The organism is Prevotella veroralis DSM 19559 = JCM 6290 (genome assembly GCF_000377625.1).
GTDB lineage: Bacteria > Bacteroidota > Bacteroidia > Bacteroidales > Bacteroidaceae > Prevotella > Prevotella veroralis.
Genome location: NZ_KB898339.1, coordinates 1 through 21,526, shown reverse-complemented (window position 1 = coordinate 21,526; position 21,526 = coordinate 1). Strand labels below are relative to the sequence as shown.

Sequence of the window (21,526 nt, the reverse complement as noted above, 5' to 3'; positions counted from 1 at the left end):
CTATTTAATGTAGTATTTGTTCTCAATAAAGTAATGTAGGAAGTTTTGATAAACAGCTTTCTGGTCTTGTTCTTCTATCCCTTCTTTACTGGCTTTAACCCTGTCTTCAGTTAATGGATGTATACAATCTGCCAGTTCACTAAGCAATGCTGAAGGTGAAGAAGACTCTGATATCTTCTTATAAAGATTGAAAGCATTAATGCAATAACTCGTTCCCATGACATAATTCTGTGCTGATAACCACCCTAAATTATAATACTGTGCACGTAAAGAATATGCCCATATAAAGTCCATGACGATGAACTGTTCGAAGAGATCAAGATCCGTTCTTGATGGAAGATCAGGGCAGAAACAATCAACATAGAGCAATGCTGCAAGATCAAAGAGCAGACGTGTTATTCTATTACCAACACCGTTCTTATATTTTCTTAGGTCTAATGTCTCTACAATCTGATTGCCATTAATGAAGTAGCCAACATACTTATCATTATTTTGAATGTCCTTCAAGATATTGAAATAATGGTTTGTATAATCAAAGAAAGGCTTCCCTGCAATAATAGGAGCAACTATCTGAAAGGGGCGCATATCGGCCATTCCCGATACAAAAGGCACCGCTGAGCGATTGAACATGTCGGCATAAGCGTATGCACCTTTATAATATTGAGCATACGGCAAGTTGTCCTTCTTGCTAATACCTTTGAACTTATCGATGTTGTGTTCATCTAACTCCACAGGTCGATTATCACATACCCACTCACGCAACCGATAGAGATAATCACCAAAAAGACTTGCTAATGTACTCTGACTAACATCCTCCCATCGTCTCACAATAGCCTCTGTCTCCGTCTCACTCACATTATCCATTTCACGCAAATGATAGGCTTTCAGTAGGTCATGTGGGTATAGTTTCTTACCACGAGCATTCTGTGAATCGAAGAATTGGAAGGCTTCTGAGATATCATTTGTGACAACTACTATTAGTTCGCAACGCATTTCTATAAACTCTCTAAGCTCCTTTATTACACGATCATCATATAGTTCCTCTTCCGTACCTTTAGCCTTTGTACGCAATTCAGCCATAGCATATAAACGACGTTCAAAAGCTCTGTAATTACTTGCGATATTCTCCCTTGTATAAGGATTATCGGTTAGTTTCTCTTGTAAGAAAGTGATATTCTTCACACCAAGAGCCTTTAATAGCAAAGTAAAGGTAATGACTCGCTGCTGTCCGTCAACTATATTATAGCACTGCTTACTAAAGTCATGATGCAGAATAAGCGTCCCGACACGATAAACCTCCTTGCTCTCTTGCTTTGCTTCTATGATGTCGTCCAATAATTGAATCGCATTCTTTGCCGTCCACTTATAGGGACGTTGGTAGTTAGGAATTGTCAAATTCACATCCTCATGTGCATGCTTATCAAATACTGTGGATATCCTTTTGCGTATCAGCAGGTCGCCAATACTGGTAATACCTAACCGTAAACTTATCACATTACTCATTATCTTCTTTTCTTTACAATATAATTAATTCGATTGGTTAAGTTCGTTAATTCTAATAAATAGCACCCTTACATAGTTCCGTTTAGGGACACGATCGAACGATACAACACCTGTCCTGCTAATAGTTATAACATGTTATAATGTTCCTTTCTATAGTATCTGCAATTCGTTTAGCACTACCTCATATCATTCTCATCGTGATGAAACGAGTGTCTCTTCATGATGAAACGAGTGTCTCATCGTGATGAAACCTGTGTCTCTTCATGATGAGACAGACGTTACTCCCATACAAAGATAATACAAATCCTGCATCCTTGCAAGTCGGAACATAATAAAAAAGACTCCCAAACCTATGAGAAAGGTTCGGGAGTCGTATGTTGGTAGTTTTGTCGTTACTTATCTGCTTAACTTGATAAATGAAGTTCTGTTAAGGTTATAAGTCTTCGCCATGAGCCTCGTTCTTGTTATTTTCATAGAATATGGATATATGATATTTACCATATACTCCTCCTATGGTAAACCAGACTGTTCTATTCAGTGCTCCTTCATGTGGTAGTTGGTAGTAGACAGCCTCAAATTGTTTATGGTGTGCAATCATTCCGTATGAGATATCGTCATTATCAGATAGCTTTTGTGTTCCTTTTAATGAATAGTACTTAGGATTATCATCAAATTGTTGACATAACTTGTTGAATCTTATTTTTATCTGTCCTTCATCACGACCAGTTTTATCAGTTACGGCAATCCTCCACACTTTGCTTTTGTTTGTCAGTATAGAGATATATACATTTTCTCCATTAAATATTCCTTCAAGGCAATCTTCTTGGGCGTTGTAACTAAATCCCTTTGCTTTGATCTTTTGAATCATATCAGCCTTAGTCCCATCAATAGGGATACCTAAGAACTTGGTTACTTCATTTTGTGCATACATAGCTACGGATAGCATGAGTAGCGTTAAGGATAATAGAATCTTTTTCATACTCTTTTGTTTTAGTTTATAATTATGTTTATGGATTTATCAGTTCGCTTGATTGATAAGGTTTACCACCACTTTTACCATTATGTCTTTCTCTTCCGTCTTGCTCTCTGCAATCATCAGCGTAAGGGCAACGAGCGTGTTATCAGCTATGCGTTTGGTGCCATCGGGACGATAGAGGATGCCGTTTTTATTCATGAACCAGAGGAAGAGAGTGGCGGCTATACGCTTGTTACCATCGCTGAATGAATGGTTCTTGGTGACAAGATAGAGCAACATGGCAGCCTTTTCTTCTACGCTCGGATAGAGTTCTGCGCCGCCAAATGTCTGATAGATTTGTCCAATGGAACTCTTGAATGATTCGTCTTTCTCGTTGCCGAAAAGTACCGAACCGCCGAACTTCTGACGGAGGAGGTCGATTTCGTGCATTGCATTCTCGTATGTGGCATGGAAGGGTTCTTCCTTAGTTATTCGTGCAATATGTAGTCGTTGATAATCGTAATCATCGAGAGTATCGAGCGCATAGGTGTAATCTACAACCACGTCAAAGAGGGCATTGCTTTCGTCAGTAGACTTCGCTGGCTGTTGCTGAATGGTTCTACCAACGACCTGCACCAGCTACCTTAATTCGGCAATCTGCTGCTTGCGAATGTTCTCATTAATGGCATAACCTTTTACAAGATATTGCTTGAGAACGCTGTTAGCCCATTGGCGAAAGCGCACGCCTCGTTGACTATGTACACGATAGCCAACGGAGATGATAACGTCAAGAGTGTAATAAGGGACAGGTTTCTTAACGCCATTAACGTGCAAAAAATGCACGTTATTCTCTCTTTAATTCGGCTTCTTTGAATACGTTATTTACATGTCTACGAATGTTAGACTCCTCTTTGTCGAAGAGTTCAGCCATCTGTCTCGTACTAAGCCACACGGTCTCTCCTTCCAACTTCACATCAAGTTGGGTCTTACCATCTTCACTTTGGTAGATAATGATCTTGTCATTTAGGTTCTCAGTCATATTGTTTAGATGTTTAGTTATTCGTAAGTGTGATGATTCACTATTCGTGTTTTATGCTAGAAGTGCAGGGCTTGTGTGCTGGTATTAGATCGTTTTTTCTATCTCATTCTTTCGTCAGTTTACGGCTCATATAACGCACGGGATACCATACAGAAAGCCAGCCAACAAGGATAACCGTGAGGAAGATAAGGAGAATGTCTTCGGGATGTACGCTGATAGGATAGGCGTTGACAACGAAGTTGCCAGCCTGGTCGCCAAGCTGAACAAGCCCATAAGTTTGTTGCAACCAGCATAGGATGAGACCGAGTACGATACCAATCACAGCTCCTGCTGCCGATATCATACGTCCTTCAAAGAGAAAGATGCGGCGTATCTGCCCATCAGTAGCACCGAGGTTGCGCAGGGTGATAACGTCATTCTTCTTGTCAATAATGAGCATGGAGAGCGAACCTATAATATTAAAGCAGGCAACCATAAGGATAAACGTGAGGAAGACATAAGCAAAGAGCTTCTCTATACGCATGATATTAAACGTGTCAGCTTGCTGCTCATAGCGGTCGAGTACCTTATATTTATCGCCTAACATTGCTTGTATCTCTTCCTTCGCATTGTCAATATCCACGCCCGGTTTCATGCGTAACTCTAGTGATGTAATCTCTCCTTGACGGTTAAATATGCGGCGAGCAAAGTCTATTGATGTAATGACATAACCTTGATCATACTTGCTTTGCTTTACTTGGAATAATGCTCCCGGAGACACTAGTGAGTCCTTCACAAAGGCATCTGTCGGGTTAGAAGCATCATATTGTCCCTCCCTTTGAGGCGCATATATCTGCAAATAATCCTGCCATGTCACCCCTGTACCAAGGTCTTGTGCCAGTCTTATACCAATTACACCATATTGTAGATTGGCTACATGCAGTGTGAAATCGCCGTCGCCATAGAGGATATTACTTATATGTGTGAGCGAATCAAAGTTGTCTTCCACACCTTTCACTGTTACCATAGCCTGTTTGTCGTGATAGACAGCCAGTGCTTGATCCTGTACACATTCGGTAGCTACCTCAACGCCTGGGAGGTGTTTAACCTTTACAAGTAATGGATCATCGGCAGGCATTACTTTCCCTTTCGTTGCTTCTATCTTCAGTTGCGGATCAAAGTTAGTAAAGAACGAAGCTACTAAGTCGGAGAATCCATTGAACCCACTTAACACAACCACTAAAGCCATTGTTGCCACAGCCACACCGAGTACGGAGATAAGACTGATGACGTTTATTGCATGTGTACTCTTCTTTGAGAAGAGGTAACGGCGGGCTATGTAAAAGGGAAAATTCATGTCTTCGAATGTTGTGTACAGAATGTTATATGCTAGTGATTGCGGGATTCTTACTTCTTAAGTAATTCGTCAATGCGCTCTATATAGTCGAGTGAGTCATCGATGAAGAAGCGTAACTCTGGTATAATGCGCAGTTGATTATGTACGCGCTGACCTAATTCGTAACGGATTGTCTTCTCATTAGCATTGATGTTCTTTAGTAGTTCGTCTCCCTTTTCAGATGGGAAGATACTGAGGTAAGCAGTACAGATACTAAGGTCTGGACTTACTTTCACGCGTGTAACACTCACCAATACACCATGCATCATGCGTGTCTGTGTCTGGAATATACTTGCCAATTCCTTTTGAAGGAGGCGTGATATACGGTTTTGTCTTGTTTCTTGCATATTCTTGTTGATAATGATTTCTACGTCATGCAAAGATACTGAAAGTTTGAAGAATCAACAAACTTATTTCTTCCTAATCAGTGTTAGTCCGTCTCGTAAGGGCAGAATAACCTTCTCTACACGCTCATCTTTGGCGATAAGATCATTGAATTGTCGAATACCAATGGTTTGGTGGTCGTGGTCATAAGCTGGATCAATGACGTGCCAGTCCCATAGCGTGTTATCGGCAAGGATGTATCCACCAGGGCGGATAATAGGTAGTAGTTTCTCATACACCTCTGCGTATGTACGCTTATCACCATCAACAAATGCCATATCAAACGTTATCCCGAGTTTAGGAGCTTCTTTTGCAGCATCTCCGATACGAAAGTCAATCTTGTTAGCAACGGGTGATTGTTCTATCCATGGACGTGTGAAGTCCTCCATCTCGTCGTTTATCTCGAACGTATACACTTTGCCACCTTCTTCCAATCCTTCCGCCATACAGATAGCAGAGTAGCCACTGAAGGTTCCCACCTCAAGGATGTTTTTAGGGCGAATCATTTGTACAAGCATCTTCAATAAGCGTCCTTGCAGATGTCCACTAGCCATTCGACCATGAATAGTGTGGATGTTTGTCGCACGATAAAGCCGATAGAGGTAATCACTTTCGGGGTCAATATGCGCCGAGAGATAGACTTCACAAAGATCCGACGCTTCTCCTGTTTGAGTCAAGGAATATGTTTCCTTTACTGATAAGGGAATATGTTTTTTTTCCATGATAGAAAAGATACTATCTGAGTTTTATTTTATAAAACTTCCATGGGCTATCCTTTCCTTCTATTAAATCAACATAAGTAACATTACGTGGGATACCTGGGAATATTAGTGCAAATTTTAATTGCTCTCCCCGATGATGTAATTGTGTAATATTGGGCATTATAGAGATATTCTCAGCCTTTAATAAATAATACTTCTTTTTATGAATTGAATCATAAAGATAAGTGGTTCTTTCAATACCTGCCCAACCTTCTTCTAAAGGATGTGTTAAAAGTAGTTCTATTCGTGTACTATCTGAAGAGTATGCTATTTTTGTTATTTTGAGGTCTGGGATATTGTTACAACGATATGTAGGAGCAGTTATAATATGCGTATACGAACTATAATTCTTATTATCAAAAGGATGAGTATTTTGATATATCCTTTTCTTTTCTACTTCATATTCCGCTTGCTGTTTTAGATCCTCATCTGCTATTTTTTTAAAAGAAGATAACACAGAAGAGTATTCTTCCATTGCAATGTCTAATACTTGGCTATAATCTCCGCCATGAGCATAGCTATCAATATATTTAATGCTATAATCTTTTATATTTTCAGCTTGTTTCTTTGCCTTATCAGTTAAATCTTTCCTTGTTATGAATGTGTAAAAAGCATCTTGGATTGCATTTCTATAAAATAAAGCATCGCTACTTTTACTTTCTATTTTTTTTATAGCATTGACAAAGGCTTGGGTGTTACGCCTAATAATAGGTCTTTGTGCATGCACAGAAATGCTTGAACCAAAAACGAATAAAACTAATACTTCAAAAAAAAGATACCTCATGATGTAAAATATTGTTATGTTAATAAAGATTCTTTTATAATCAGGTTTTAAAAGAATAATGCTTCTATAGCCAGTCGATAGCTATTCATGCCGAACCCTTGAATAGAACCTTTACAAGCTGGGGCTATCATTGAATGACGACGGAACTCCTCACGGTCATTGACGTTGCTGATATGTACTTCGATGACGGGAGTTTGTATTGAGCGAATGCAATCCAATAAAGCTATGCTTGTGTGCGTATAGGCTCCGGCATTGAGGATAATACCATCATAAGCGAACCCTACTTCCTGTAACTTATTGATTAGTTCGCCTTCTATATTGCTTTGATAATACTCAATTTCGACATTCGGATAATCCTTACGGAGCTGTTGGAAATATGTCTCCATTGACTCCTTGCCATAAATTCCAGGTTCACGAACGCCGAGTAAGTTCAGATTCGGTCCATTGATAATAATTACTTTCATCTCTCTTTCCTACTTAAATATCGTTTTTCTACATTATCTTTGCATACGATAAGCTGTATGCAAAAATAAGAATTTAAATGGAAACAGACAAGAATTCAAATGATATTGTCAGTCGTTATCGCCGTTATCTGAAGTTAGAAAAGGGGCATTCTGCCAACACTTTGGATGCTTATATGCGTGATTTGGATAAGCTCTTACGCTATCTTGCGGTAGAGAAGATAGATGTGTTGAAGGTAAAACTTGAAGACTTAGAGTTCTTTGCAGCCTCAATATCCGACCTCGGTATCGGACCTCGTTCTTTAGCGCGTATCCTTAGCGGTGTGCGCCAGTTCTATCGTTTCCTTGTATTGGATGGTTACTTGGAGGTAGATCCTACCGAGCTATTAGAATCTCCGAAACAACCTAACCACTTACCCGAAGTTCTCTCCACTGCAGAAGTCGATCTCCTCGAACAAGCCATCGACCTTTCTAAGTGGGAAGGGCATCGTAACCGTGCTATTATTGAGGTACTCTTCTCGTGTGGCTTACGTGTTTCCGAACTTACTCACCTTACTTTGTCTAATCTATACATCGAAGAGCAATATATCAGAGTATTAGGAAAAGGGTCAAAGGAACGCCTTGTCCCCATCTCTCCTAGAGCCTTAGAGGAATTGAGTTATTGGTTTGATGACCGTAACAAGATGGATATAAAACCGGGCGAAGAGGATTATGTATTCCTGAATAGGCGTGGGCATCATCTTACCCGCACCATGATTCTTATCATGATAAAGCGTTATGCTGTAGAAGCGGGCATAAAGAAGACAATCTCTCCGCACACCCTTCGCCACTCCTTCGCCACCTCTTTGCTTGAAGGTGGAGCTGATTTGCGTGCTATTCAAGCCATGTTAGGACATGAGAGCATCGGTACGACGGAGATATACACGCACATTGACACCACAACCTTACGTCAGGAGATACTTGAGCACCATCCTCGCAATATCAAATACGATGAAGAGCACCAAGCAGATCCTTTGTCCGAATGAACATCAAAGTCTGTCTCTGCGGGTTAACCAAAGATTCATCAGAGGGTCAGAGAGACTATAACAACCATCTTGTCGTGTAACCAAATCTATGTCAAGAAGCTTATTGAGAGCCGCTTGTGTGGAACTTGGAGATTTGAGCCGATGCTTTTTTGTGAAATTAGCAGATGTTATCTTTGAGGCAGGAGAATCCTCGTGTATAGCAAAGAGAGTTGCCTTTTGTTGCTCACTAAGCATTTGTAGAATCTCTCTAAACCGGTAATCATTTTGTTTAAGGAGTCTGTTTATTAACAAGTTTGTCATTTCTTCATCGCAGATACCATGCTTGGGTGTACAGGCAAAGGCATCATTCATAATTTGTTGATTATAGAGTGTCACACCCTTCATCATATTATATACAACTTTAATAGCAGCCGTTGTTACGTCTTTCTCTGCCTCATGAAAGTTCTTTTGTGCAAACTCTGTATATATGTCTAAAGGGATTGCATTCAACTCAATAAGCCTAGCACTATTATAAAATGGGCGTCCTTTAGAACCGAACATTTCGTCCATTATACGCCGTTGACTCCCTGCGAATACGAAATTGGCATTGCTTGTCTTTTGTATATGTGTACGTAGGGTTGCTTCGAAGTTCTTTTCTGGATAATGGGTTATTTGCTGAAACTCATCAATAACAATAAGGCATCTTCGATCAGATTTATTAATGAACTCGAATATCTCCGATAGCGTGTAATCAGGCTGAACTATGTCCCCTAGTTTGATATCAAAGGTAGGGGTTCCTTGTATAGGGTCGTAACCAAAACTTGCACTGAGCGATTTTAATGTCATTGAGAATAGTCGCATCATCTTCTCACTACGTGAAGCTATGCGACGAAAGATGGTATTGCCGAAAGTGTAAACAAACTCATTAAGGGTACCTGTCTCAAGTATATCTACAAAAATAGTGGTGTACTCGTTATCAATGTCAGCTTTGTCAAATACAAAGTCTACTAACTTCGTTTTTCCCATTCGGCGTTCTGCTGATAATATAACGTTCTGTTGATTGCACAAATAGTCGTGTAATAGCTTTGCTTCTTTCTGCCGATCGCAAAAGTATTGAGCTGGGATTTGACCACTAACAATGAAAGGATTAATGTCTATTGTCATATTTTCTCTGTCTTAAGATAGCACAAAGATAAGCATTAAGCACTAATTATGCAAGTCAAATTATTTGTTTTGAATAATTTAATTCACATAATTATTCTATGTGGCTGAAGGATTCTCTGCCCCACAGAATACGTAAGCCAACGAATATAAGACAAATAGCATACGATTTTAATTTTAACACTTTTGAATCCTCTTATCGCTTACGTTAACTATAAAAAACGATAAAAGGCAATAGAGATACAATATTTTATGTACCTTTGCGAGGTAATATCTGATATTAAATAATTAAACAACGTTTAAGATGAAACTCAAACATTTATTCTTAATCGCCTTACTTTTCATCACTGGTATGGTCTCTGCACAGCAGATGGGACCTATTCCTGTGAATAAGAATGTAAGGCAAGGTAAGCTTAGCAATGGCTTGACTTACTACATCCTCCACAATGATTGGCCTGAGCATGTAGCCAATTTCTACATTGCACAGCGTGTTGGTTCTATTCAAGAGAACGAGAATCAGCGTGGTTTGGCTCACTTCCTGGAGCACATGGCGTTTAATGGTTCTGAGCATTTCCCTGACTCTACTCTGCTGGAGTTCACCCGTTCTTTGGGCGTAGAGTTTGGCAGTAACTTAAACGCTTACACGAGCATTGACCAGACAGTCTATCGTGTTTGCGATGTGCCAACAACACGCCAGACTGCTCTCGACTCTTGTTTACTCATCCTCAAAGACTGGTCTAATGGATTGACATTAGCCGATAAGGAGATTGACAAGGAGCGTGGCGTTATCCATCAAGAGTGGCAATTAGGTCAGTCTGCCCAAATGCGTATCCTTGACAAGGTGTTACCAGAGTTCTATCCTAACTCTAAGTATGGTAAGCGTCTGCCAATCGGTTTGATGGAGATTGTAGATAAGTTCCCTTATCAAGCACTGCGCGATTATTACAAGAAGTGGTATCGCCCAGATAACCAGTGTATCATCGTTGTGGGCGATGTTGATGTAGACCACATCGAGAATCAGATCAAGCAACTCTGGAATGGAGTAGTCGTTCCTGCTAATGCCGCTCAGGTTATTGCAGAGCCTGTTCCTGATAATGCCCAAGCCCTTTACATCTTTGGTAAAGACAAGGAATTGCCATTCAGTGACGTGGCTCTTTATATGAAGCATGACGCTTTCCCAGACGAGGCAAAGACCGATCAGAGCTATTTCATCGATTCTTATGCTAAGCGTATTATCAGTATGATGCTGAACCAGCGTTTGGCAGAACTAGCCCAGAAGCCAGATTGTCCATTTACTGGAGCGTATGCAGGCGATGGTACCTACATGCTTTCAAGAACGAAAGACGCCTTTAGCATGGAGGCTAATGCAAAGGATGGTAAGGATCTTGAGACGCTTGCCGCATTGTATAGAGAGGCACAGCGTGTACACCAGCACGGCTTCACAGCGACTGAATTTATGCGTGCAAAGGACGAGTTCTTGTCTCAATTAGAGTCGGCTTATGTCAATCGCAATAAGATAAAGAACGATCAGTATGGCGATGAGTTGCGCGACCATTACCTATCAAACGAACCTATCCCAAGCAAGGAAGACGAGTATCAGATTATGAAACAACTCGTCGAAATGCCTGCTTTGAACGTCAATGTCATTAATGAGTTTGCAAAGGATCTCATTACGGATAAGGATAGCAACTTAGTAATTCAGATCTTCGCACAAGAGAAGGCTAACAAGGTTTACCCAACGAAGGCGCAGATGGCGCAAACTATCGCTAACGTGCGTGGTGAGCAGATCAAGGCTTATGTTGACAATGTGAAACAAGAGCCTTTACTCGATGAGAAGGCATTGCCAAAGGCTGGTAAGATTGTCAGTGAGAAGGAGAACAAGACACTCGGATACAAGGAGCTGACATTGAGCAATGGCGCACGTGTCATCTTGAAGAAGACGAACTTTAAGGATAACGAGATACAGTTCCAGGCTGTCGCAAAGGGCGGTAAGGGACTCTATGGTAAGCCTGACTACAGCAACTTGCAGCTATTTAATAATGTCATAGCTTACAGCGGACTCGGTAACTTCTCTAACCAGGAGTTGCAGAAGGCACTCGCTGGTAAGCAGGCATCTGTTGCTTGTGGTTTAGGCAACTATTATCAAACACTCTCCGGCTCATGTGTCCCTAAGGATGTTGAGACCATGCTTCAGTTACTTTACCTCAACTTCACGAAGGTTGCTAAGGACGAGGCGTCTTATAAGGCGATGATGTCGCAGTTGGAACTAGCACTGAAGAATAAGGATCTCTCTCCCGAGAGCGTATATTCTGACTCGGTTACAACAACCATTTATGGTCATGAGGCACGTTTCGCACCATTGTCATTGAATACGCTGAAGGGCATTAGCTACGACCGTATTCTTCAGATTTGGAAGGAGCGTTTTGCTAATCCTGGGCAGTTTGTCTACTACTTCGTTGGTAACTTCGATGAGGCTTCTTTACGCCCATTGATCGAGAAGTATATCGCATGTCTGCCTAAGGGCAAGGCGGAGAACTGGCGAGATATACCAGGATTTGTGAAGGGCAATGTCGTTAATAAGTTCACTCGTAAGTCGGAAACACCAAAGGCTATTGCCTTCGAGTTGTGGCACGCACCTGCTGCTTACAACGTTGAGAATAAAGTGTTGACCGATGCTGCTGCGCAAGTATTGTCTATGGTCTATCTAAAGAACATTCGTGAGGATGCTAGTGCGGCTTACTCTGTTGGAGCAGGTGGCGAATTGCAGCGTCGTGGCGATAAAGCCGTTGCTCTCATCCAGGCATATTGCCCAATGGATCCTAACAAGTCCGACCTTGCCTTGAAGCTCTTAGCTGAGGGCATGAAGGATAACACGATGAAGATGGACGCAGATAAGGTTCAGAAAGTAAAGGACTTCATGTTGAAGCAAGCAGAGCTATCAGCGAAGAACAACAGCTACTGGATGGACGTTATTGACGAGTATATCTCAACTGGCGTAGACCTCCACTCTGGCTATAAGGCAGCAGTCGAGTCGCTCACACCAGCTAAGATTGCAGCTTACTTGAAGAGCCTCGTTGCAGCTGGTAACCACGCCGAAGTGGTGATGACACCAGCGAAGTAATCGCTCTGAAATAAGTATCGTTTATAAGCTAACGGGCAAAAGGACGAGAGTGATCTCACCTCCCTTTTGCCCGTTTTCTGTGTCTGTATTGGTTGTAAAGCATGTCCAGTTTCTCGCTTAAAGGCATTTACGATGAATCAATGTAAGCTCAATAAGAATACTTTGAAATATGTGAAAAAGAAAGAATCTCATAGGGCTAATATCTTTTTAAGTATGGTTCCGACTTGCAAAGAAGCAGGATTTGTATTATCTTTGTACGGGTCTAAAGTTTGTTTCATCATGAAGAGACACAGGTTTCATCACGATGAGACACTCGTTTCATCATGATGAGACACTCGTTTCATCGTGATGAAACTAAAGCGGAATGCTGACTAAAAAGATAAAACTCGCGGATAGAATAATCAAGGAACACGTTAGAAAGAAATCTGGAACACTAGATTTATTCCGCGCTAACCGTATATAAAAAGAAAGGAAATATTATGGCAATTGATTACAAACTAATGAGAGCGACAGGCGGATTACCTAAGAATGCCGAGTTGAAGGTTATTACCGTGGAGAGGCAAACGGCTGGTTTAAGGCGAATGAGTAAGAGCATTGAGCAGGCTACATCGCTCACAACAGGCGATATTCTTGCGACGATTATTGCCTTGAAGTCGGAGATAATAGCCGAACTGAAGATGGGGAATCGCGTTCATCTACCAGGAATTGGCTACTTCTCACTTGCGTTGAAAGGTGATATCTATAGAGACTCTCGAACAAACAGACCACGATTGCGCAATGCTGCGATACGAAAAATTAAGTTCCGCCCTGACGCTGAATTTCTACGTGATCTTGGTGGGATTGAGATAAGGAATATAACCGATGAATATGGTATGACGGCTGTACCAAAAAGTGATGAGATTGATGCCGCTGTAGAGAATTTACTCACTAATGGGCATGTCTTTACATCAGAGCAATTCCGACGGAGCTTAGATCTCTCGAAATCTACATCTTATAGGCTCCTTACCAAACTAGAGTCTGGAGGGAAGATCGTTAACATTGGTTCTCGCCGTTGCAAGTTATTCAGAAAGGCATAGCGTCAGTGCAAAAGAAAAGGAGCAAAGGGATGTTTTTATAAATATAATTGCTATATTTGCAGCATGAAGAAGAATAGAAGATATTTCAGAAAAGAGACGCTGTCAAAGCTCTACTTAGAAGCAAGTAGATATAGCCTCGACTTATCAAAGCTAATCTTTGGTGGTATCATCCTTTCGGGTTTCATGGGAATGCAGATAGAGAAGGCGTATCTTTTAATCGTCGGACTCATAGCTGTTATTCTCACAGCACTCTTCGGATTCATTATGTTTTTATTAGCAAACAAAAAGTAGAAGTTATGGAGTTAATCTATTTTCTAATAGCTGTTTCGGCTATTGCTGCACTTGGCTGTATATGGGGACTCATTCAACTCAATAAGACGAGCCACGAAGAAACAGGAAATATAGCTTGAGCCAAATTAATTGTGCATAACATGGAAGAGAATATCTTTCTCTCTTTCGCAGGCTATCCAGTATCAATAAAAAGCCATTCTCAACACTCGATTGAGAATGGCTTTCTTATTATGTATATGCTTTATTTGTCTTAGCCAATCCACTTCACATAAGCGAAGTCCTGACGGTGAGGCAAGAGACTGTTCTTAGGGAACATGCGGACTGCATATTTGTAAGCACCTGCCTCGGTTGCATCGAAAGATGCTTCAAAGGTATAATGGTTACCCTCTGTCTTCACGAGCTTGAATGGGATTACCTTATGGATATTTACATCGTCAACTGGTGCATGCTTCAAGAATACAAGCTCCAAGCCGATAGCATCTTGCAAACCTTGTTCGTCAAGGGTGTAAGTTACCTTTATCTTATGACCTGTTGCTATATCTTGCAATGCCTCCTCATTCTTTGAAACGACATAGATGCTATCCCAACGCTCGGCAACCGACTCTTTCCAAAGAGCAATCTCCTTAGCGAGATGATAATCGTTCTTCTGCAATTCGTGTGAACGCTTAGCCTGATGCTCGTAGAACTTATCGTAGTAGTCATCCAACTGACGCTTCATTGTGTAGTGAGGAGCGATAGTTGCAATAGAGTTCTTTACAACCTTTACCCAATCCTCTGAATAACCCTTCTTCTTATCTTTGTTGAAATAGAGCGGTGCAATCTCATTCTCAAGCAAACTATAGATTGTAGCTGCATCAAGCTGATCTTGATAAGCTTGGTTCTGATAGGTGCGCTTCTCCGGCAATGCCCATCCTGCACCCTCACGGTAGCCTTCAACCCACCAGCCATCGAGTACTGAGAGGTTAACAACACCGTTCATCTCTGCCTTCTCACCAGATGTACCACTTGCCTCGAGTGGACGAGTTGGTGTGTTCATCCAGATATCAACGCCAGATACGAGACGACGAGCCAACTGCATATCGTAGTCCTCAAGGAAGATAATCTTGCCGAGGAACTGTGGCATACGAGAGATTTCAAAGATACGCTTGATCAATCCCTGACCTGCGCCATCAGCTGGGTGAGCCTTACCTGAGAAGAAGAACAGAACCGGACGCTCTGGGTTATTAACGATCTTCTCCAAACGCTCAAGGTCAGTAAAGAGCAGGTGTGCACGCTTGTAAGTAGCGAAGCGACGGCAGAAACCAATCATCAATGCATTAGGGTTGATGCGCTCAAGGATTGAAACCACCTTAGCTGGGTCACCCTGATTGCGGAGCCACTGCTTAGTGAACTTATCACGGATGTATTTGATGAGCTTCTGCTTTAATGCCATACGTGTCTCCCAGATCTCTGCATCTGGAACATTATAGATTGCGTGCCAGATTGACTCGTTACTCTGATCGCTCATGAAGCTCTTATCGAAGTACTTGTCATAAACCTTACGCCACTCTGTAGCAGTCCATGTTGGGAGGTGTACACCATTGGTAACATAACCTACAGCGTTCTCCTCTGGGAAGTAACCCTTCCACAATGGTGCAAACATCTTCTGGCTTACCCAACCGTGAAGTTTTGACACACCATTGATTTCCTGACAAGTGTTACAAGCAAAGGTACTCATACAGAAACGCTCGCCGTGATCATCCGGATTGGTGCGACCCATACCGATGAACTCATCCCAAGAGATACCAAGCTTTGCAGGATAATCACCCATATACTTGCCGAATAGCTCCTCGTCGAAGTAGTCGTGACCTGCTGGCACAGGAGTGTGAACGGTATAAAGTGAAGACGCACGTACAAGTTCCATTGCCTGATTGAATGTCAAACCACCATCGATATAGTCGCAAAGACGCTGGAGGTTGCAGAGTGCTGCGTGACCTTCATTGCAGTGATAGATATCTTTCTTGATTCCGAGTTTCTTCAAAGTAAGGATACCACCGATACCAAGCAGAATCTCCTGCTTCAAACGGTTCTCCCAGTCACCACCATAGAGAGAGTGAGTGATAGGACGATCGAACTCTGAATTCATATCGTTGTCTGTATCGAGCAAGTAAAGCTTAATACGACCAACATTCACACGCCATACAAGTGCGTGTACCTGATAGTTACGATAAGGTACGTCAACAACAACCTGATTACCGTTCTCATCAAGCTCACGCTCAATAGGAAGCGAGTTGAAATTCTGTGCGTTGTATTTAGCAATCTGCTGTCCGTCCATAGATAGACTCTGCGTGAAATAACCAAAACGATAAAGGAAACCAACTGCACAGAGGTCTACATTTGAGTCAGATGCCTCCTTTAGATAGTCACCAGCCAACATACCAAGACCACCAGAATAAATCTTCAATGCCTGATTAAGACCAAACTCCATACAGAAGTAAGCAACAGAAGCACGCTTCTTATTTGGCTTAACGTCCATATAAGTACGGAACTTCTTATAAACATCACTTACCTGCTTCATCAGTTTCTTGTCCTTTACGATAGCTTCCTTGCGGTCGTAGCTAAGACGCTCAAGGAGCTGAACAGGGTTATGTCCCACTTCCTCATAAAGAGTCTCGTCAAGTGCCTTGAACATGTTACGTGCTTCGTAATTCCATGCCCACCACATGTTGTGAGCAATCTCATCAAGACATGCCAATTCTTTTGGCAAGGTTGATTTCACAGTCACCTCTTTCCACTGAGGCTCGTTGGAATAATCTGACTTAATTTTCATAAATTCATTTAGTTTTTGACTATTTATCGTTTATCGTTATCAAAGCAATCATCGCTTATTACGTTCTGTTGCTTTACGTAGAGCTATGTCGTATGCCTGCTCATAATAGCGAATGAACTCACTCCATAAGGCTTTATGTGAGAGTTTCTCCGCATTACGGCGACATTTATTTACGATTGAATTATTAAAGTTCGAGTAGCGAACAACTGTATCCTTAATACCATCGGCCACTTCCGAATAATTATAATCGGTGCGGTGCAACACTTTCACTCCATCTTCTATTTCGCTATATGCGCCCTTCTCTGTATTTGCCCACAAGCCAAAGCCTGCAAGGTCAGTTGTAATACAAGGTACCTTAAAAGCAACCGCTTCCAATGGAGTGTAGCCCCAAGGCTCATAATAAGAAGGATAGACACAGAGATCATTCCCTAACACAAGGTCGTAATAGCTCATATTAAGGACACCATCATCACCTGTTAGATAACAAGGCACAAAGATGAGTTTCACCTTGTCAGCCTTTGCATTACAAATACCAAGCGACTGTGCCATATTCATCACATTATCATGCTCCTGTTCGTTGAGCCAGTGCGTCAAGAGTGGCATATCAAGGGGAGTATCAAAGCTCTCTCCACTCTTCAGACGCTCAATAAGGTCTTGACGCGGACTATTCACCCATCCAGGCACTTCTATAAAGGCTACAACCTCTTTCTTTAGATTCTCATCAAAGCGCAATCTATTCATCGCTTCAATGAACACATCAATTCCCTTATTACGGAATTCATAACGCCCACTGGTTGAAACGATCAATGTATCATCGCTAAAATCAGAACCAGTAAGAGCATTTGCTACATCTAATAAACGCTTACGAGCCGCCTTACGCTTCTTTGTGAAGGTCGCACCCTTAGGAACAAAATCATTCTCAAAGCCGTTGGGAAGAACTGCATCTACAGGCTTCTCAAGCAATTCCTTACATTCCGTAGCTGTTATATCGCTCACCGTGGTAAAGCAATCAACATAATGGGCAGTCTGCTTTTCAATAGAATGCTTACTTTCCACATTCAGCTCCGAAGCCATCTGATCGCCATTATAAGCCCACAAATATTCATATAGCGGCTTATTATTGCCTGCAATACTACGACCAATACAAGTGGCATGAGTCGTAAAGATGGAAGCAATCTGGGGCATACGATGTTGAAGAACGAGCGCAGCAAAACCCGTTTGCCACTCGTTAGCATGGAAGATCACCTTATCTTTCTCACTAAGATAGAACTTATAGAAACTCTCTACAACAAGAGCCGTAGCGTAAGCAAACATTGCAGAATCGTCATAATCTCCGTATGCATGAAGACTATCAACACGATAATACTCCCATAGCTTACCATACAATTCTTCCTTATGCTCAAAGCATGACTGAAAATCAACAAGCATAGCGATTGGCTCACCAGGAATATCCCAACGACCAACCTTAACCTTTAAACCATCAGCCAATGCCTTTTGCTGCCAATCGGCAAAAAGGCTATCATCTTGCTTAAAATAAGGAGATTGAGAATCATACCAACAATCTGGACCAAGGAATATCACATGATCCTTTATCCTGTCCTGTAATGTCTTTGCGCGAGTGGAAAGTACAGTATAGATACCTCCGACCTTGTTACATACCTCCCAACTAGTTTCGAAAATATAATCCGGAAACAACATCTTTCCTTTTAAAAATTTGATATATATCGCATACAAAGGTAATACAAAAACATATAAAACACAACTTTAGCTCTTACATTTTTGTCCTCTATTGATAAATTAATCGCTATTTTAATTAACTTTGCATATATCAAACATTTAGAATAATGGAACATAGAATTGCAATTGCGATATTAGCTTTGTTGTCCCTAGGGCTTAACATGAATGCTCAAAACGTAATAGGTGAAACGAAGAAGATTGAGTGTCAAAAGAAAGAGGGGAAAGATAGTATCTTCAAAGCTCATTTAGTAAACAATGAATATCAGGTTTGGTTAGATATCAACTTCTACGATAACAACATCATTGTACCGCGCCAGGAGATATTCGGAAAAGTTCCCGGTTACTTCGGTGCTAAACGTGATACCCGTAAATGGATTATTTCTGATGCAACCTTCAAAGGCAAGAAAGCGATACTTACCATCATCAACGATTACGGAAGCGAAGACTTAAAAGCTGAATTGAAACGTAATACAGACGGGAATTACACGCTTACACGCTTAGAGGGAAGTGTGATGAAAATCGTTGTTGACAACAAATGGGTAAAGATTCCGAAGGAGCTTACTTTTAAATTCTTTCCTTATAAAAAGTAAGGAAGAACAACCTTATAATGAACTTTATTCATCCTCTTTTCTACAAAGATTCGACTCCTCTACTTCTTCAAAGTAAGACCGCTTTGATAATTGAGGAGTTGTCCCTCCTGTCGTATTTGCTTTTCCTAGGATACCTCTTTGAGGTGATCCACTAAGAAATACCTTTTCTAATAAACATTCATTTACTCTAATGATTGGTTGGACATAGCTTTTCATGTCGGTATATTTAGGTTATTGTTATTTCTTTAAATATTTTTTTCCATTCATTATAATGATACCTTTATAATCTTTAGATACACGTTGACCCGCAAGATTATAAATCGATTCATCCTCACCTCGTCTATCACTGATTGACAAGGAATGAATGTTTGTTGCTGTATTAAAAGCAAAGAATGGCTTTGCAGACGCAGAAGTTGCTGGTGGATTATAGGCAATATAAGCTTTATATGCTCCATTCTTGAAAGAATGTCCATCTTCATTCATCCAATAAAAGCCAACACCATTAATACCACCGCGGAATGCATAGTAGATTTGACCACCCTTTGTTTCCTCTTCTTGGTCGCTTCCTTTTAATACATTATCTTTATCTTTTACTCCAGTCTTAGCTGTCACTACAAACTCATAAGTACCCTTATTTGCTTCCAAAACAACAGCCGTCCCATTGGGAATGATGTCATTTCTATTATACCGATGACTTTTCTCTAAGCTATTATTAACTATCTTGTAAGTCCAAGCAACAATACCAGCAGGAACAACTAGAGACTTATCACTATAATAAAGGGTGGCACGTTTAGCTTCAGAAATACTTATCGTTAAAGGCAAATACTCATAGACTATCTTGATAGATTTAATATAAACATCTCGAGTAGTAACAGAAGCTAAAATAAGCTTTGAGCAGAGTGAAGATTCATCTAAACGATAAAATGAGTATTTAATATTCTTGTTTTCCACATTATCTTTATTCTTGAGTACTTTATTAAAAGGCTTTATAATCTTTAAATCAAAATGCTTTTTCTGACAAGTAAAAACTACCTCTTTCAGTCGGATATTATTCCCTGAGATGTGCAACTCGTCAGTAGATTGAAACCTAAAGAATCTATCATCTTTATCTCCTAAAAATACTGGACTATAAGGCATCCCATTTGAATTAGAAACCTCCAAGATAATATCTCCTTGCTTATATACACCTTTAAAATTCGAAATATTAGATAAATCTATTTTCTCACTAAAAACCTGTGCGTAGCACACTATAGGTAAGAAAAATATAAAGACACAGAGTTTTAAGTTTTTAAACATAGACATTAACTATCTTATTTTCCATTTAGCATTAAAAAATACAAGCATCCATCTTCTTCATTATTACCACATAAAAATTGCAAAGACATGTAAATAAAATATGAGAATTAGAAATACTATCATTAAAAAAACATACAAATATACAAATAATACGGCAATAATAAAAGGCTTACAGTACAAACCAGCTAACAAAAAAGACCAACAAAGAAATTTAAACGACTGATAAACTTTATTTAAAGATAAACTTCTATTACACATAGCTTCGACAGCACCACTTGTATCGATCCTTAACTCAACTAGTGCTAACCATCAACACCAATCATCAGATACTCTTGTCTAATACAACTAAAATCATCTTATCCTCCCCCACTACGCATCTATCACATCCAGTAATCTTGAGTTCGCTATTAAACAAATAACACAAGACACTCAAAAATTATTCGCGAACAATTTTTAGCCTGTCTTGGAAGTGCTTCTTCTTGGTGCTTTCATAAAGTCTTATTGGCGTAAAATTATCAGGGTAAGGCACGAGTTGTTAACATTGACGAAATGTACTTTCGTGAGGCACGGGTTATACTTCCGTGCCCCACGGGTCGTACACCCGTACCCCATAAGTCCTACGACTCGGATAAGGGTGTTAAGCACTCTTGGGTAAGGGTGTTAAACACTCTTGGATAAGGGTGTTAAACACTCTTGAATAAGGGTGTTAAACACTCTTGAATAAGGGTGTTAAACACTCTTGGGCAAAGGTGTTAAACACCCTTGATGCGCATCCTACGTATCTCGGTAATTACGCTCTATCAGCATTACTTTCCTACGGACGATGAGCGATTGTTCGGAGAGGAGTGAGGAAAAGGGCTGGGAAGAGGTATGTTGTTGAGAGTGGGGCAACAAAAAAGGAACAAAAAAAGAGAGCTTCGAAGATTTCTCTTCAAAGCTCTCTAAAGTAAAAGAAGGCGGCGACCTACTCTCCCGCATTGCATTGCAGTACCATCGGCGCAGACGGGCTTAACTTCTCTGTTCGGAATGGGAAGAGGTGGAACCCCGACGCAATAACCACCTAATGTTTCGTTCGGTTGACTTGTTTTGAAGTTGACTAGTTGACTAGTTATTTGTCTTCATTCTTGTCTTCCTTCTGTCTTCTTATCAGTAGAATCGTTATTAAACATTGTTCTTAGA

16 protein-coding genes, 1 rRNA gene and 1 pseudogene are annotated in these 21,526 nt (G+C 40.7%); 5 read left to right on the top strand and 13 right to left on the bottom strand.

Annotated elements, in window-relative coordinates; genetic code table 11:
* The 8 genes and pseudogenes from D464_RS0111225 to aroQ form a co-directional block, all read right to left on the bottom strand.
* Entirely contained in the window at positions 1–1,503 is a 1,503-nt protein-coding gene (locus D464_RS0111225; protein WP_018911458.1) for a DUF262 domain-containing protein, read from the bottom strand.
* 433 nt (positions 1,504–1,936) lie between these two features.
* Positions 1,937–2,482 (bottom strand): hypothetical protein, encoded by a 546-nt coding sequence (locus D464_RS0111220; protein WP_024985906.1) that lies wholly within the window; start codon positions 2,480–2,482, stop codon positions 1,937–1,939.
* A gap of 39 nt (positions 2,483–2,521) precedes the next feature.
* A pseudogene (gene rhuM, locus D464_RS12745) lies at positions 2,522–3,497 on the bottom strand (RhuM family protein).
* A 103-nt stretch (positions 3,498–3,600) separates the two neighbouring features.
* A complete protein-coding gene (locus D464_RS0111210; RefSeq protein WP_018911456.1) occupies positions 3,601–4,833 on the bottom strand; it encodes an FtsX-like permease family protein in 1,233 nt (410 codons plus the stop codon).
* Between the two features lie 50 nt (positions 4,834–4,883).
* Complete coding sequence (gene rbfA, locus D464_RS0111205; protein WP_004384497.1) at positions 4,884–5,219, bottom strand: 30S ribosome-binding factor RbfA; 336 nt, start codon at positions 5,217–5,219, stop codon at positions 4,884–4,886.
* Between the two features lie 63 nt (positions 5,220–5,282).
* Positions 5,283–5,978, bottom strand: a complete 696-nt coding sequence (locus tag D464_RS0111200) for an O-methyltransferase (RefSeq protein ID WP_018911455.1) — start codon at positions 5,976–5,978, stop codon at positions 5,283–5,285.
* 13 nt (positions 5,979–5,991) lie between these two features.
* The gene (locus D464_RS0111195; RefSeq protein WP_018911454.1) at positions 5,992–6,801 is read right to left on the bottom strand and encodes a hypothetical protein; all 810 of its coding nucleotides are present in this window, start codon (positions 6,799–6,801) and stop codon (positions 5,992–5,994) included.
* 47 nt (positions 6,802–6,848) lie between these two features.
* Positions 6,849–7,265 (bottom strand): type II 3-dehydroquinate dehydratase, encoded by a 417-nt coding sequence (gene aroQ, locus D464_RS0111190; RefSeq protein ID WP_018911453.1) that lies wholly within the window; start codon positions 7,263–7,265, stop codon positions 6,849–6,851.
* Between the two features lie 77 nt (positions 7,266–7,342).
* Here aroQ and D464_RS0111185 point away from each other — a divergent pair, with 77 nt between their 5' ends.
* Entirely contained in the window at positions 7,343–8,287 is a 945-nt protein-coding gene (locus D464_RS0111185) for a site-specific tyrosine recombinase (protein ID WP_018911452.1), read from the top strand.
* Positions 8,288–8,290: 3 nt separating this feature from the next.
* Here D464_RS0111185 and D464_RS0111180 read toward each other — a convergent pair whose 3' ends face one another.
* On the bottom strand, positions 8,291–9,430 hold the full coding sequence (locus D464_RS0111180) for an AAA family ATPase (protein ID WP_018911451.1): 1,140 nt from the start codon (positions 9,428–9,430) through the stop codon (positions 8,291–8,293).
* Positions 9,431–9,731: 301 nt separating this feature from the next.
* On the opposite strand from D464_RS0111180, the gene D464_RS0111175 reads away from it, so the two are divergent.
* The 3 genes from D464_RS0111175 (at position 9,732) to D464_RS0111165 (ending at position 13,915) form a co-directional block, all read left to right on the top strand.
* Positions 9,732–12,548 (top strand): M16 family metallopeptidase, encoded by a 2,817-nt coding sequence (locus tag D464_RS0111175; RefSeq protein ID WP_026284694.1) that lies wholly within the window; start codon positions 9,732–9,734, stop codon positions 12,546–12,548.
* Positions 12,549–13,027: 479 nt separating this feature from the next.
* Positions 13,028–13,624 carry an HU family DNA-binding protein gene (locus D464_RS0111170; protein ID WP_018911449.1) on the top strand — a complete coding sequence of 199 codons (597 nt, stop codon included), beginning with the start codon at positions 13,028–13,030 and terminating at the stop codon, positions 13,622–13,624.
* Between the two features lie 63 nt (positions 13,625–13,687).
* On the top strand, positions 13,688–13,915 hold the full coding sequence (locus tag D464_RS0111165) for a DUF6722 family protein (protein WP_018911448.1): 228 nt from the start codon (positions 13,688–13,690) through the stop codon (positions 13,913–13,915).
* Positions 13,916–14,165: 250 nt separating this feature from the next.
* Here D464_RS0111165 and glgP read toward each other — a convergent pair whose 3' ends face one another.
* Together glgP and D464_RS0111150 are read right to left on the bottom strand one after the other, a co-directional pair.
* On the bottom strand, positions 14,166–16,724 hold the full coding sequence (gene glgP, locus D464_RS0111155) for an alpha-glucan family phosphorylase (RefSeq protein WP_018911447.1): 2,559 nt from the start codon (positions 16,722–16,724) through the stop codon (positions 14,166–14,168).
* A 48-nt stretch (positions 16,725–16,772) separates the two neighbouring features.
* Entirely contained in the window at positions 16,773–18,422 is a 1,650-nt protein-coding gene (locus D464_RS0111150; RefSeq protein WP_018911446.1) for a glycogen/starch synthase, read from the bottom strand.
* Between the two features lie 146 nt (positions 18,423–18,568).
* On the opposite strand from D464_RS0111150, the gene D464_RS0111145 reads away from it, so the two are divergent.
* On the top strand, positions 18,569–19,051 hold the full coding sequence (locus tag D464_RS0111145) for a hypothetical protein (RefSeq protein ID WP_018911445.1): 483 nt from the start codon (positions 18,569–18,571) through the stop codon (positions 19,049–19,051).
* A gap of 237 nt (positions 19,052–19,288) precedes the next feature.
* Here the strand turns inward: D464_RS0111145 and D464_RS0111135 are convergent, their stop codons facing one another.
* A complete protein-coding gene (locus tag D464_RS0111135; RefSeq protein ID WP_154649606.1) occupies positions 19,289–20,347 on the bottom strand; it encodes a hypothetical protein in 1,059 nt (352 codons plus the stop codon).
* A 951-nt stretch (positions 20,348–21,298) separates the two neighbouring features.
* Positions 21,299–21,411 (bottom strand): 5S ribosomal RNA (gene rrf, locus D464_RS0111130).
* Positions 21,412–21,526: the final 115 nt, after the last annotated feature.

What these genes read in the sequence shown, in the direction of transcription:
- D464_RS0111225 (WP_018911458.1), bottom strand. Translation starts at nt 1,503, where the DNA reads ATGAGTAATGTGATAAGTTTACGGTTAGGTATTACCAGTATTGGCGAC.
- D464_RS0111220 (WP_024985906.1), bottom strand. Translation starts at nt 2,482, where the DNA reads ATGAAAAAGATTCTATTATCCTTAACGCTACTCATGCTATCCGTAGCT.
- D464_RS0111210 (WP_018911456.1), bottom strand. Translation starts at nt 4,833, where the DNA reads ATGAATTTTCCCTTTTACATAGCCCGCCGTTACCTCTTCTCAAAGAAG.
- rbfA (WP_004384497.1), bottom strand. Translation starts at nt 5,219, where the DNA reads ATGCAAGAAACAAGACAAAACCGTATATCACGCCTCCTTCAAAAGGAA.
- D464_RS0111200 (WP_018911455.1), bottom strand. Translation starts at nt 5,978, where the DNA reads ATGGAAAAAAAACATATTCCCTTATCAGTAAAGGAAACATATTCCTTG.
- D464_RS0111195 (WP_018911454.1), bottom strand. Translation starts at nt 6,801, where the DNA reads ATGAGGTATCTTTTTTTTGAAGTATTAGTTTTATTCGTTTTTGGTTCA.
- aroQ (WP_018911453.1), bottom strand. Translation starts at nt 7,265, where the DNA reads ATGAAAGTAATTATTATCAATGGACCGAATCTGAACTTACTCGGCGTT.
- D464_RS0111185 (WP_018911452.1), top strand. Translation starts at nt 7,343, where the DNA reads ATGGAAACAGACAAGAATTCAAATGATATTGTCAGTCGTTATCGCCGT.
- D464_RS0111180 (WP_018911451.1), bottom strand. Translation starts at nt 9,430, where the DNA reads ATGACAATAGACATTAATCCTTTCATTGTTAGTGGTCAAATCCCAGCT.
- D464_RS0111175 (WP_026284694.1), top strand. Translation starts at nt 9,732, where the DNA reads ATGAAACTCAAACATTTATTCTTAATCGCCTTACTTTTCATCACTGGT.
- D464_RS0111170 (WP_018911449.1), top strand. Translation starts at nt 13,028, where the DNA reads ATGGCAATTGATTACAAACTAATGAGAGCGACAGGCGGATTACCTAAG.
- D464_RS0111165 (WP_018911448.1), top strand. Translation starts at nt 13,688, where the DNA reads ATGAAGAAGAATAGAAGATATTTCAGAAAAGAGACGCTGTCAAAGCTC.
- glgP (WP_018911447.1), bottom strand. Translation starts at nt 16,724, where the DNA reads ATGAAAATTAAGTCAGATTATTCCAACGAGCCTCAGTGGAAAGAGGTG.
- D464_RS0111150 (WP_018911446.1), bottom strand. Translation starts at nt 18,422, where the DNA reads ATGTTGTTTCCGGATTATATTTTCGAAACTAGTTGGGAGGTATGTAAC.
- D464_RS0111145 (WP_018911445.1), top strand. Translation starts at nt 18,569, where the DNA reads ATGGAACATAGAATTGCAATTGCGATATTAGCTTTGTTGTCCCTAGGG.
- D464_RS0111135 (WP_154649606.1), bottom strand. Translation starts at nt 20,347, where the DNA reads ATGTTTAAAAACTTAAAACTCTGTGTCTTTATATTTTTCTTACCTATA.